Source organism: Alishewanella longhuensis, from assembly GCF_014653435.1.
GTDB lineage: Bacteria > Pseudomonadota > Gammaproteobacteria > Enterobacterales > Alteromonadaceae > Alishewanella > Alishewanella longhuensis.
The window spans coordinates 353,782-367,130 of record NZ_BNAO01000004.1 but is presented as its reverse complement, the minus strand read 5'-3'; the positions used below and the strand labels follow the sequence as shown (position 1 = coordinate 367,130).

Here is a 13,349-nt window from a genome sequence, read left to right as displayed (position 1 = left end):
TTTCATGGTTTACCTGCCCATTGCTGGTAAATCGGCGCTAACTTAGCACGCCAAACTTGCGGATTAATATCACCAATATGATGAGCGCGCACTATACCCTTCGCATCAACAATAAAATGCTCTGGTGCACCACTGACGCCTAAATCCATAGATAAACGCCGCTGCCGATCCAAAATATTAAACTGGTAGGGATCGCCAAACGCCTGCAAACGGCTTTGCACATCTACCTGTAGCTTAGCTAAATCAAACACTTCGCCAAACATCGGATCTTCCGGTAGCACATAGTAAAGACCGATAATCCGCACGCCCTGCTCATTACGCAATTGGCTCATATAGCCTAGTTCAGCATTACAGGTCGGACACCAAATACCCCACACATTCAGCAGAAAGGCTTCACCCTTGAGTGTTTCCGGTGACCAGACTTGCTCCGGGTTCATTAAATCCGGCAGGCTAAAGGCGGGCAATGGTTTACCCACCATCACCGCATCACGCTCGCGCGGGTCTGAAAACAACCCGCTCAGCAAAAACAGCGAAAGGCCTAAAAACAAAACCAGCGGTACATAAAATAAGGTTTTACGCATAAGCCGCACCACCTGTTGTTGTTTTGCGGCGATAGCGCTTATCCAGTAGCGCGATTAAGGCGCCAAGTGACATAAGCAAGCCACCTAGCCAAATCCAGCGAACAAACGGCTTAACATATACACGGATAGCCCAGGCGTTGCCAGGCAGCGCTTCACCTAAAGACACATAAAGATCACGGCTTAAACGGGCGTGAATAGCGGCTTCTGTCATCACCATGCGCTGAATAGTGTATTCGCGCTTTTCGGCATGCAGATGGGTAACATAACGGCCATCAACACGCCGCACATCAATTTCTGCCGCTTCACCGCCATAGTTAGGGCCGTTTAGCTTGTATACGTCTTGCAGTTCAAACTCATAACCAGCAAGTACAACCCGATCACCAATCTCCATCCGTACATCACGCTCTTCGCTGTAGGTAAGCGTCATAGCAATACCAACGATCATCACCGCAAAACCGATATGCGCAATGGTCATGCCGTAATGCGAAGCCTGGAGCTTAGCCACGCCCTGTGTTATCGAGCCAAACTGTTGTAACCGCTGATAGACTTCCATAATGGCGGAAACCCCGACCCAGGCACCAAGTAGTAGCCCTAATAGTGCCAGATTCGCTGCCACAGTCTGAGTTGCTGCCATAGTGCCTAATGCCAGAATTAAACTAAACACCGCAATTAGCGCCATCGGTTTTAACAAAGGTGCCGCTTTTTGCTGCTTCCAGCGCACCCAAGGCCCTAAACCGAGTAACAAGGCAAAAGGAATATTTAAGTAGTAAAACATCTGGTTAAAAAACGGTTCACCAATAGAGATCGAACCTAAACCCAGCTCTTTGTGCACTAACGGGAATAAAGTCCCCAGCAATACCACTAGGGTGGCGGTTAATAAGAACACGTTGTTGCCCCAGAGCATGACTTCGCGTGAGAAAATCTCATAGCGTGCCTGACTGCGTACTGAATGCATGCGGCTGGCATACAATAACAAAGAGCCACCAATCACAATCAATAAGAAGATTAATAAGAACACGCCACGCTCAGGATCAGCCGCAAAAGAGTGAACCGAGACTAAAACACCAGAGCGCACTAAAAAGGCACCTAGTAAGCTTAGCGAAAAGGCGCCAAGCGCAAGTAATACTGTCCAAGATTTAAAGGTGCCGCGTTTTTCGGTTACCGCCAAACTATGGATTAATGCGGTACCCACTAACCAAGGCATAAAGGAAGCATTTTCTACCGGATCCCAAAACCACCAGCCGCCCCAGCCTAATTCTTTATAAGCCCACCAGCTGCCCAGCATAATACCTAAGGTTAAAAATAACCAGGCAGCCAAGGTCCAGGGTCTGGCCCAACGCGCCCAGGTACTATCAAATTTACCACCAATTAAGGCCGCGATAGCAAAAGCAAAAGAGACTGCAAACCCCACATAGCCCATGTAAAGCAGTGGCGGGTGGATAATCATGCCGTAATCTTGTAATAACGGATTTAAATCGCTGCCTTCAACCGGGAAAAAGGGCAAGGTGCGTTCAAAGGGGTTGGACATAAACAACGAAAAGGCAATAAAACCAATATTAATTAAGCCCATCACGCCGAGGATACGGCCCTGCATCAGTAAGGGTAAACCTTTAGAATATTGCCCAACTAAGGCAGTCCATGCCGCTAAAATCATTACCCACATTAACATGGAGCCTTCATGCGAGCCCCAAACCGCAGTGAGTTTAAAGTACCAGGGCAATACCGAGCTGGAGTTATTCGCCACATTTAACACGGTAAAGTCGTCGTGGTAGAAAGCCCAGCTTAGGGCACAAAAAGCCAACAAGGTAAATACGAACATGCCCATGGCCAGCGGCTTGGCCACCAACAGAGCGCGTTCATTGGCAGTAAAGCTGCCCATTAATGGCACTATTGCCAGAATAATAGAAAAAGCTAAGGCGAACGTCAGCGCCAGCTGACCCAATTCAGGGATCATGCTTAGCCTCCGTAATTGCTTTGTGGGCGGTTTTGTTGTTGCAGCTGACTCGGCGGTACATGACGAATACCTTTTACCGCTTCGGCAACCTCCGGCGGTAAATACTCTTCATCGTGCTTAGCCAATACTTCAGTGGCTGCGAGCACATTGGCACTTTTCAAAATACCTTGCGCCACTATACCCTGCCCTTCACGAAACAGATCCGGCAAGATACCTTCAAATTCAACCGTTGCTATCTCACCAGAGTCATCGGTTAAATCAAAACTAACTTTTAAACTGGTTGCATCCCGTGACACCGACCCCGGCACCACCATACCGCCTAAACGCAAACGCTGGCCTACATCAGGTTTAATTTTACCTTCCCCTAACCCCTGTACTAACTGGCCCGGGGTATAAAATAAATTAATATTTTGCTGTAAAGCGAACAGCATAGCGCCAACGGCACCGGCAATAAGGCTAATCACTAATAACATTGAAAACAGGCGTTTTTTACGTCTTGGTTGCATTAGGTCTGTTGCTCCTGATACTGCTTAACTCGTTGCTCCCGGGCCAGTTTAGCAGCCATCTGCTGTTTAAACTGCCGTTGCTGATAGAGACTCCAGCCAAGTAACACACTTAACAATAAATACGTTAAACCAAACGACAGCCAAACAAAAAAGCTGTAGCTAATGCCGTTACTGGCCATGGCTAAAAGATCGGAAAAGCTGGCAAAATAGAAGGTAAAAATACCAAAAAGTTTCTGAGGTAACTCTATATTACCGCTAAAAAGTGATTGAAAAAACACAGTTAATGTTCCATTCATTGTTTAGCTACCCATTGTTTAACCCAAGGCCGATGCTGCTCATTCTCTAAGATTGCAGTACGTAAACGATAACAAGCTAACGCCGCTAACAGCAGCTTGTAAGCTAACAAACTGATTAACAACGGCCATAACATGCTGGGATCAATAGAAGGCTTACCGAACTTAGTAATGGTGGCGCCCTGATGCAGGGTATTCCACCACTCTACCGAGAAATGGATAATTGGCAGATTAATTACACCAATAACGGCAAGTAAGCTGGCCACTTTGGCACCGGTTTGCCGATCAGAAAAGGCACCATGCAGTGCCATAACCCCAAAGTATAAAAATAATAAAATAAGCTGGGAGGTTAAGCGTGCATCCCACACCCACCAGGCACCCCACATGGGTTTACCCCATGCCATACCGGTTAATAAGGCAATAGCCGTATAAACGGCACCTATAGGTGCAATGGCGAGAACAGCCCACTGTGCAGTCTTTATTTGCCAAACTAAGGCCGTAAAGGCGGCAATGGCCATCGCCATATAAGCGCCCATCGACATAATAGCGGACGGCACATGAATGTGGATAATACGATAGCTATCGCCTTGCTGGTAATCCGTTGGCGTGAAACCTAACCCCCAGATATTACCCAGCAACATGGTAAAAATAGCAGAGCCCATTAACCAAGGTGTCAATTTGCCGCAAAAGTGAAATAGCGTTTCCGGTTTTGCTAAAGGATCTAACCACTTAAACATATCAGCTCACATTTATCTTTAAAGCACTGCACACCGCCATAGGCACCAATGCTAATGAAAACAATACAATAGCTAGTAAAACTGCCAGCTGCCCACGGTATTCCAGCCCCATGCTCGCAGCCTCAATAGCAGCACTGGCAAAAATTAACAGCGGAATATACAGCGGTAGAATTAGTAGTGCCAGTAAAATGCCGCCTTTATCGGCCGAAACCGTAATAGCCGCCCCCAGCACACTCAATAAACTCAACACTGGCGTGCCTAAGATTAATGTTAATGTCATCGCTTGTAGCGCTGGCAATTCCATATTAAACAGTAAAGCAACCACCGGCGCCAACAATATCAAGGGTAAGCCAGTGCTCAACCAATTACTGGCAATCTTCGCCAACACAAAGGCTAACAGCGTATGGCGCGCAGCAACTAACTGCTCAATAACACCATTACGGTAATCATCTTTAAACAACCGCTCTGCCGCCAGCAGCACACTGAGCAATGCCGCTATCCAGACTATTCCTGGCGCTATTATACGCAGCATATTGGGCTCTGGCCCAACCCCTAGCGGGAAAAGGGTAAGCACTATTACAAAAAATAGTACCGGGTTTAGCCAGTCAGATTTTTGCCGCGCCAGCAGCCGCAGTTCGCGCTTTAGAAAAACCCCAAACTTTACCATCGGTACTGGATCTCCAGGGCATGTAGCGCGTGATAGTCTAACGTCAGCGGTTGGTGAGTAGTCAGAATAATGGCTCCCCCCTGGGTTAAATGTTGGATAAAGTGCTGCTGTAAACTACTGATAGCACTTTGATCTAAGGCGGTAAAAGGCTCATCTAAGATCCAAATTTGCGCATTGGTGGCCCAAAGCCGCGCTAAAGACACCCGGCGCTGCTGGCCGGCTGAGAGCATTTTACAAGGAATATCCTCAAGGCCTGCCAGGCCCAGAGCAGCTAGTAAGGCATAATCGTCTACCGCTCTGAGCTCTGCGGCTGCCCGCCAAAACTGCATATTCTCTAAGGCAGTAAGTTGTTCGTGGATACCGCTTTGATGGCCAATAAAACACAGATTTGCCGCATAGTCAGCCAATTGAGTACTAAGCGGTTGGGTAAGATAGGCTAGCTCGCCTTCGTCCGGTCGCGCTAAACCGGCTAAAATACGTAATAACGAGCTTTTACCGGCACCGTTTTTGCCTTTAATTTGCAAAAGCTCGCCCGGCTTTAATTGTAACGATAGCTGTTCAAACAACACCCGGTCTTGTTTTACGCAACTTAGTCCTTGCGCGCTTAACAACACTGGTGCAGTAACAGCAAAGGTGGATTGTGCTATATTCACAGGCCTCTGACTATCGACGACGGACAAAATTGCGCGCATAGTAGCATAATGCAGGCCGATTAAGAATCAGAACCGCGTAAGCAGCGTGATCCAGATCAGCTGTTTGCGGGAATTGTCGGCAAGCTATACTGACACTAGTGATGTTTTTAAACAGGAGTGTTTCGCTTTAGATGCAACCTTTACAGCCTGGTTCTCTGCCAACACTTAATCAGCTAGTTGCCAATTCACCTGGCGCGTTGCAGCCTTTGCTAGCCAATACTCCCTATAATGCCAGACTGGTAGCACAAGCAGCTGACAGCGCCATTTTATTTTTGCAACAACCGCAAGGCATGCAACAAGTAAAATTACAGGCACCAGCAGCATTACCAACAAATATGCCTCTGCAACTGAGCTTTAGCGCGGCACCCAATAACGCTGTGAATGTTAAAGTGATGCAATGGCAAGGTCAACCGCAAGCGATAGCACTAAGCCAGGCACAAGCACAATGGCTAACAAACCCTACGCATCTGCAGCAATTGGCAAAGCATTTTGCGCAAGGTGAAATGATACGGCATTTAGCAGGTGAAACCTTTAACCTAAAGATCCCTACTTCATATGCACAGCTACATATCTTATCAGTTGCCCAGCAAGCTGGCGGGCAAGTTTCTTCCTTTGCAACTTTAATTACTCAGTTCAGTCAGTCTGATATTCTGCAAAAGCTAAGTCCTGCTTTGCAGCAGTTATTGCTTCAACCTCAACAACAAGTTGCACTACAACAGCAACTACTCAGCAACACACCTATCTTACAGTTGGGTGATACCACTTTCGTGCTTAACAGCACTCAGCGCTCGGTACTGCAAACGTTATTAACCCCCTTGATCCAGCATTTAGCTCACACTCAACTGCCTCAGGCAAGCGCTGTATTGCTTGTGCAACCTCTTAAAGCTTTACCTGATGTTCAATTGACACCGGATATGCTGGCAACAAAGTTAACCCTACTTGGCCCTGAAGCAAAAAATATTGAAGGAAAACACCAAGAGGCTAAAAGCACTGACACAAAGATTACGCTGCAACCCAATATTGCTGTTACAAGAGAATTAACAGAAAAGAGCGCGCAGCCGGCAAGCTCTAAGACAGTATCTGTTTTCAGTCTGTTAAAAGGTGCTATAACCAGCTTGAAAGAGGATGCAATGAAAGCAGTTAATTTGGAAAAAATGTTAAATATTCACAGCCCAACAACAGACCCAGCAGCTGTAAAACTGCAACCCTCGATACTGTACTTTGCTAAACTACAACAGCTTAGCCAGCAACAGTCACAATTGATTGTCCAAACTGCGCAAGGTCCACTGAAGCTTGCGCTCAACTCGCCAGCAGCTCTGCAATCTATACCTCTTGATATACCGCTACAAATGCGTTTTAGCATGCCCCAGCCAGGTATGGTGGAGCTAGAAATCAAAATTTTAACAGCGTTACCTCAAACTGTTGCACTAACCAAAGCACAGGCAGAGCTATTGCAGGACCCTAAACAGTTAGCCTTGTTACAACAACGGTTACAGCGCGGAGAGTCGGTAACACAACTAGCAAATGAACCGCTAAAAATACCACTATCCGAGGTAAAAGCACTACATTTGAACCTGGTGGCTCCTACAGAAAATATTGGCCGTACAACGGTAAAAAACAATGACTGGCAGTTGAGCATTCAACCCGTAGCCAGTGAGCAAAAACTGCGATTACCCAGTAGTGATTTTTTAAAGCCTTTGCCTCTTAGTAATATGCTTGCAGACTCTAAAACGAGTTCTGCCCACCAACTGGCACCTAGCACCTCTGCCTGGCGCCAGCTTTTACCATTACTTGAGATTAGCCCGGCAACGCTGCGTAACATGCCGGAGATGCCTCAAGCTGTGCAACAATTGCTATTGTTGGTGCGCCAGGCGCAACCTGACAATGCTAAAATATTATCAGTGCCACAAGTGCAAGAGCAGCTTCAAGCCGCGTTACAGTTTCAACCGCTACAAGCTCAACCTAATCTGGGCACAGCCGCAGGTACCTTGGCCGTTGCGATTCAGTTATTACTCGGGCATTTATTAAGACAGCCGCTGCATGCTGGCAAAGAAACCACCGCACAACGCTTAGCGCAAAATATCGCGCAATTAGATCAGCAGCAAAGTAGTCAGCTCTTACGTGCTCTAGGCAGCCACAGCAGTGCCTTGCAGCTGGCCCAGTTACAAAATGCCGACACAGCCAGCATCGGCCAGCAATGGTTAATCCCATTGGCACTGCAACAACAGCAAGAAAGCCGCTTAAGCCAAATTTTAATTGAGCAACGAGAGGCTGAAAACAAAGAAAAAGCGGAGCAACAAAAATATTGGCAACTGACAATGAAATTCGACTTAGGCCGCTATGGACAGCTAATGGCGGTGGCGAAACTCAATAATAGCGATGTGCAATTACAGTTTTACACTGACGAACCATTAGCACTACGCCAAGCCGAAAAATTCTTGCCGCTGCTTACCGAACGCTGCACCGCTCAAGGCTTAAACGTAAGCACAGCACAATGCCAACTTGGCAAAATCCCGGATACCCTTGGCAACCGCCGCACCAGCTTAATCTCAACCAAAGCCTGATCTCTACACATTTATCCACACAACTCCGGTACCGGTCTAACCAGTTTATCCACATGTACCGGAGTTGTGTGGATAAGTTATACCCGGTACCGGAGTTGTGTTAGTAAGTTAGAATAATAAGTTTTTACCAAAATAGATGGTAGAAACGGTATTAACAAAAATTATGGCTAAAATTACCGGAATAAAGATGCCTAACGAGAGGTTCATGTACTTTTGCAGCACCGAGCCAGCAAAGGTTTGATTGCCATCGCTGATTTCTGCAATAAGATTGTGCTTCTTCCAACGGTAAATAACAAATAGGCACAATAAGAAGCCGTTTAACGGTAATATGGTTTCATAAAACATATCGTAAATAATCGCGAAGAACGATTTATCAGCCCCGCCGTAACTAAGCAAATTGGTAAGCGCATCAACGCGGCCGAACGATAAGGCAGATATGATGGCTAAAACGACCATAGCGCTGCCCAAAATGTAGAGTGCCTTACGTCTACTCACGCCTTTACCATCCATTACACTGGCGACAGGCACTTCAATAATAGACACTAACGAGGTCATCGCAGCAAAAAACACTAACAGGAAAAAGAAAGCTGCAATAAAAGAAGCGCCAAAGTAGCCAATATCGGCTTGCAGTGCCAAAAAGATTTTTGGTAAAAACATAAAGATCATACCAATACTGGATTCAGATAACTCAGCAATTTCGATATCCGGGTTAAAGGAAAAGACGGCAGGCAGAATCAATAAGCCTGAGCAACAAGCAACTAACAACGACAAACCCGCTACCGTCTTACCGGCTGAGACAATATTGTCGTGTTTTTGAATATAAGAGCCGTAAGTGATCAAAATCCCCATAGCCAGTGACAAAGAGAAAAACGCCTGAGCTAAAGCACCATTCAACACTTCACCGGTAAGCTTGGTAAAATCAGGAATTAAAAAGAATTTTACGCCGAGCATAGCGTTATCCAAGGTCAACACATAAATAACCAAGGCAATCAACATGATAAACAAGGTTGGCATTAAGACCGTAGTGGCCTTTTCAATACCTTTCTTCACACCACCTTGTAAAATCAAAAAGGTTAGAGCTACGACAAAACCCATGTAAATAAAGAGTTCGTTACTATTGATAAAGACATCAAAACCTGCGGGATCAGCCAGTTGATCAAGCTGCCCCATCAGCGCCTTCCCCAAATAGCCGGCAATCCACACGGTAATCACCAGATAAAACACCCCAATCATAAAAGGGGTGAGCACCGACAACCAGCCAACAGTACGCCAGGCCCGACTTTGACCAATTTGTGTATAGGCACCTAAGGGGTTTTGCCGGGTATGCCGGCCCAGACTCATCTCGGCTAACATCACAGGTAAGCAAATAAAGAATACAAAAAAGGCGTACATAATTAGAAAAGCCGCCCCACCATTTTTACTGGCCATAACCGGAAAGGCGACCAGATTACCAATACCAACGGCGGAACCTGCTGCAGCCAGGATAAAACCTAAGCTGGAGCTAAATTGTTCACGTTTCATAACTGCGTGACTCCTGGATATAGTGATATACCCTTGCTAGCCGCAGTGTTCACTCATATAAGCTTTCACAAGGCAGTTTGGGTAATTGTTATAGTTATAATTTATTGTTGTCAGCTGCATGCTAACAGCCTGTGTTGAGAAATCCTAGCCCGACCTCAATTGTTACTCGCAGCAATTGGTTTTAAACCGCAAATCTGCTAAGGTTCTGGCTTATTTTTTAAGGTGAGTTTTTAACATGTTATATATGATTTATGCAGAAGATGCGGCCAATAGTCTGGAAAAACGGTTGGCAGCCCGCCCTGCTCACCTGGCCAGGCTAGAACAGCTAAAAAATGAACAGCGTTTATTTGCCGCAGGCCCATTACCCGCGATTGACTCAGAAGCGCCTGGTGAAGCCGGTTTTACCGGTTCTCTAGTGATTGCTGAGTTTCCCTCTTTGACTGATGCCGAAGCCTGGGCCGCAGCTGATCCTTACTGGCAAGCCGGTGTCTATGTAAAAGCCACCGTCAAACCTTACAAAAAAGTGCTACCTTAATTACATGTCCAAGGGATTGCAGCAATGAGCAATTACATTTTACTAACAGGCGGCGCTGGCTATATCGGTAGCCATACTGCACTCTGTTTAGTGCGTGCCGGCTATAAAGTTATTAGCTTTGATAACTACAGTAATAGTTCAGATGAGGCACTAAAGCGTGTTGAGCAGTTATCGGGCGAAAAAATTGTTACCATTACCGGTGATATCCGCGATCAAGCGGCATTAACCGCAGTGTTTAGTCAATATACAATTAGTGCGGTAATACACTTCGCCGGGTTAAAGGCGGTAGGCGAATCGACTCAATTGCCTTTACATTACTACGACAATAACGTGGCTGGTACCATAACCCTCTGTCGGGTAATGCGCCATTTTAATGTAAAAAAACTCGTTTTTAGCTCATCCGCTACCGTTTACGGCGATGCCAAAGAAGTGCCGATAAAAGAAAGTGCGCCTCGCTCTGCTACGAACCCTTATGGTCAAAGTAAGCTAATGATTGAGCTTATTTTAGAGGACCTTGTTAAAGCGGAGCCGGATTGGTCTGTTGCCTTGCTACGCTACTTCAATCCGGTTGGCGCTGATATAAGCGGCCTGATTGGCGAAGATCCCAATGGTATCCCCAATAATTTACTGCCATTTATTGCACAGGTTGCTGTAGGTAAACGTGAACAGCTATCGGTGTTTGGTAATGATTACCCCACCCCAGATGGTACAGGGGTGCGCGACTATATTCATGTGGCCGATCTGGCGAAAGGACATCTCAAGGCACTGGAGTATTTACAGCAGCATCAGGGCATTGAAGCAATTAACTTAGGTACAGGTGTTGGCTACAGCGTACTGGATATGGTGAAAGCGTTCAGTGCAAGAAACCAGGTAGCCGTGCCTTATAAAATCGCCCCGCGGCGGCCAGGCGATATAGCCAGTTGCTACGCCGAGCCAACTAAAGCCAAACAGTTACTGGGTTGGCAAACCGAAAAAACCTTGGCAGATATGGTGCAAGATACCTGGCACTGGCAAAGCCAAAATCCTAATGGCTACAAAAGCTAATTTATCAGGTGACATTGACGGGCTGTGGATAAGTTGACTTATTAGGTGGTACCGGAGTGCTGTGGATAAGGTTTACGTCTGATAACCCAATATACCGCGGTACCGATCGAAAAGAAGCGTTGTTACTAAGCATAGATATGTTGACAATGCCAAGCAGCTGATGCGCCGATTAGCTGCTTGGTAAAGTCTGACACTGCTGCCGGTTTATGTAAATAAAAGCCTTGAAAACCACCACACCCCATATTTTTTAATAAACTAAATTGTCTCTCGTCTTCAACACCTTCGGCAATTACACCCAAGCCGAGGCTGTGCGCCATAGATACTATAGTTTTCGCCAACACCTGATCATTTGGGTTGCTATGCATCTCTCTAACAAAACTACGATCAATCTTCAAAACCTGCAACGGTAAGCGTTTTAAATAACTGAGCGAAGAATACCCTGTACCAAAGTCGTCCAGTGAAAAGGTGATCCCCTTACTGTTTAACAACATCATTTTTTCAACCACGTCATCCGCGTTATTAATTAGCAAGCTTTCCGTTAGCTCCAAATGCAGACGCTGCGGATTAACCTGATAACGTTCAATCATTTGCAAGGTTTTTACAACGAACTGCTGCTCACTGAATTGCCTGCTGCTAATGTTTACCGCCAGATCCAGTTCAGCTGTTTGTTCCGTTTGCTGCCAGTCACGCAATAAGATGCAGGCTTGCTCGAGCACCCAGGCACCAATTTGTACAATCAGCTCAGACTCTTCTGCCAAAGGGATAAATTCCGCTGGAGAGACCCAGCCACGAGTAGGATGCTGCCAGCGTAATAATACCTCGGCACCTTGTAAATGCTTTTCACTATCAAACTTAGCTTGTAGAAATAGCTTTAATTGCTGTTCTGCCAAAGCCTGCTGCAACTCCAGCTCCAACTGTGACTTACCCAAGGTTTTTTGTGCCAGCTCAGGTGAAAAAAAGATGTAATCAGCAGTTTCATATAATTTGGCATGATCTAACGCCAACTCACAGGCTTTTAACCAGGATTCAGGTTTCATTCCTAACTCCAAAGTCGCTAACCCAATATTCACAGCAAGAGGCACTTCACGCTCAAACACGACAAAAGGTTGTTTCATTTGCTGCAGCAGAGCAGTGACAATGGCATCACAGTACTGACTAAACTCTTCTACCGAGGGTTGCTCCCGGCTGATAATAAAAGCAAACTCATCAGCCCCGGTACGCGCTAAAAAGCGCTGATAAGGTATGATTTGTTTTAAACGACCAGCCACCTGCCGCAATAATTCATCACCATGTTGATGCGTTAGCCAATCATTGATTTTCTTAAAGTTTCTAATATCAATTAACAACAACGCATATTGTGTTGTTTCCGGCCAGAAGGCATCTAGTGTTGATTGCAGCTCAATCAGCAGGCTATATCTGTCTGGCAAGTTAGTTAACGGATCCAGGTAACGTAAGCGCTTTAGATCACCCGCTTGCTGTTGCTCTCGCAAATCCCGGATCACTGCTAAGTAGGTTCTACCATCTTGCCTTAATACGTCTGATACGCGCAGTTCAATACTGATTAAACTGCCATCGCGATGTTTTGCTTCCAGTTTCCGGCTATTACCAACAACTTTTGGGATCTTACTTTTATCATAAGCGGCAAGGTAGTGATCATGACGGCTAGCATGAGTATGCGGCATCAACATGGCGATATTCTTACCAAGCACTTCGGCCTTGGTATACCCAAACAAACGCTGTGCAGCCGGATTAAAGGTTTGAATTATGCCGCGTTGATCAGCTGTGATGACTGCATCCATCATATGATCCAACAACAACTGACCATCCAGCATTGCACGTTTCAATCGCCGCTCAATCTGTTTTTGTTCGCTGATATCGTAGATAAAACCATGCCAGCGAACACCATCTGCAAAAAGAGTTGGCTCAGACTGCGCAGCCAACCATACCCAATGTCCAGCTGCATGCTGAAAACGGTACTGACTGTGAAAAACTGTCAGCTGCGCCGCAGATTTTTCTGTCTCACGCTTCACCCGCAGCACATCTTGCGGATGCATCCGCTCAAATAATAAAGCCGGTTGCATTTTTAGTAGGCAGGCGCTGAAACCGAGTAAGGTTTCAATCATCTCACTCATTGCAGTTAAGGTATAGCTACCTTGGCTATCTACCTGAAATTGGTAAAAAGCCCCGGGTGTTAACTTAGAATTCTTTTCTAACATTGCACCCTCCAGGCGCTACGAGTCGGCATCGACTGCCGA

12 protein-coding genes are annotated in these 13,349 nt (G+C 46.1%); 3 read left to right on the top strand and 9 right to left on the bottom strand.

Annotated elements, in window-relative coordinates:
• Nucleotides 1-2: 2 nt before the first annotated feature.
• Genes IE163_RS10800 through ccmA form a run of 7 tightly spaced genes read right to left on the bottom strand, consistent with a single transcriptional unit; the run spans nucleotide 3 to nucleotide 5,391 of the window.
• Entirely contained in the window at nucleotides 3-581 is a 579-nt protein-coding gene (locus tag IE163_RS10800; RefSeq protein WP_189432969.1) for a redoxin family protein, read from the bottom strand.
• Nucleotides 574-2,535, bottom strand: coding sequence for a heme lyase CcmF/NrfE family subunit (locus IE163_RS10795; RefSeq protein WP_189432968.1), 1,962 nt, complete (start codon nucleotides 2,533-2,535; stop codon nucleotides 574-576). Before IE163_RS10795 ends, IE163_RS10800 begins: the two co-directional genes overlap by 8 nt.
• 2 nt (nucleotides 2,536-2,537) lie before the next feature.
• Nucleotides 2,538-3,041 (bottom strand): cytochrome c maturation protein CcmE, encoded by a 504-nt coding sequence (gene ccmE / locus IE163_RS10790; RefSeq protein WP_189432967.1) that lies wholly within the window; start codon nucleotides 3,039-3,041, stop codon nucleotides 2,538-2,540.
• Nucleotides 3,041-3,337 carry a heme exporter protein CcmD gene (ccmD, locus tag IE163_RS10785; protein WP_189432966.1) on the bottom strand — a complete coding sequence of 99 codons (297 nt, stop codon included), beginning with the start codon at nucleotides 3,335-3,337 and terminating at the stop codon, nucleotides 3,041-3,043. Before ccmD ends, ccmE begins: the two co-directional genes overlap by 1 nt.
• Nucleotides 3,334-4,071 carry a heme ABC transporter permease gene (locus IE163_RS10780; RefSeq protein WP_189432965.1) on the bottom strand — a complete coding sequence of 246 codons (738 nt, stop codon included), beginning with the start codon at nucleotides 4,069-4,071 and terminating at the stop codon, nucleotides 3,334-3,336. The genes ccmD and IE163_RS10780 overlap by 4 nt, the downstream gene beginning before the upstream one ends.
• 1 nt (nucleotide 4,072) lies before the next feature.
• Nucleotides 4,073-4,738, bottom strand: coding sequence for a heme exporter protein CcmB (gene ccmB, locus IE163_RS10775; protein WP_189432964.1), 666 nt, complete (start codon nucleotides 4,736-4,738; stop codon nucleotides 4,073-4,075).
• Nucleotides 4,732-5,391 carry a cytochrome c biogenesis heme-transporting ATPase CcmA gene (gene ccmA / locus IE163_RS10770; RefSeq protein ID WP_229833530.1) on the bottom strand — a complete coding sequence of 220 codons (660 nt, stop codon included), beginning with the start codon at nucleotides 5,389-5,391 and terminating at the stop codon, nucleotides 4,732-4,734. Before ccmA ends, ccmB begins: the two co-directional genes overlap by 7 nt.
• A gap of 170 nt (nucleotides 5,392-5,561) precedes the next feature.
• On the opposite strand from ccmA, the gene IE163_RS10765 reads away from it, so the two are divergent.
• Nucleotides 5,562-7,994, top strand: a complete 2,433-nt coding sequence (locus tag IE163_RS10765) for a flagellar hook-length control protein FliK (RefSeq protein WP_189432962.1) — start codon at nucleotides 5,562-5,564, stop codon at nucleotides 7,992-7,994.
• A 108-nt stretch (nucleotides 7,995-8,102) separates the two neighbouring features.
• Here the strand turns inward: IE163_RS10765 and IE163_RS10760 are convergent, their stop codons facing one another.
• Nucleotides 8,103-9,515, bottom strand: coding sequence for a sodium-dependent transporter (locus IE163_RS10760; RefSeq protein WP_189432961.1), 1,413 nt, complete (start codon nucleotides 9,513-9,515; stop codon nucleotides 8,103-8,105).
• Between the two features lie 235 nt (nucleotides 9,516-9,750).
• Here IE163_RS10760 and IE163_RS10755 point away from each other — a divergent pair, with 235 nt between their 5' ends.
• A complete protein-coding gene (locus IE163_RS10755) occupies nucleotides 9,751-10,050 on the top strand; it encodes a YciI family protein (RefSeq protein ID WP_189432960.1) in 300 nt (99 codons plus the stop codon).
• Between the two features lie 24 nt (nucleotides 10,051-10,074).
• Nucleotides 10,075-11,094 carry a UDP-glucose 4-epimerase GalE gene (gene galE / locus IE163_RS10750; RefSeq protein WP_189432959.1) on the top strand — a complete coding sequence of 340 codons (1,020 nt, stop codon included), beginning with the start codon at nucleotides 10,075-10,077 and terminating at the stop codon, nucleotides 11,092-11,094.
• A 125-nt stretch (nucleotides 11,095-11,219) separates the two neighbouring features.
• Here the strand turns inward: galE and IE163_RS10745 are convergent, their stop codons facing one another.
• Nucleotides 11,220-13,310: a putative bifunctional diguanylate cyclase/phosphodiesterase gene (locus tag IE163_RS10745; RefSeq protein WP_189432958.1), complete on the bottom strand. Its 2,091-nt coding sequence runs from the start codon at nucleotides 13,308-13,310 to the stop codon at nucleotides 11,220-11,222.
• Nucleotides 13,311-13,349: the final 39 nt, after the last annotated feature.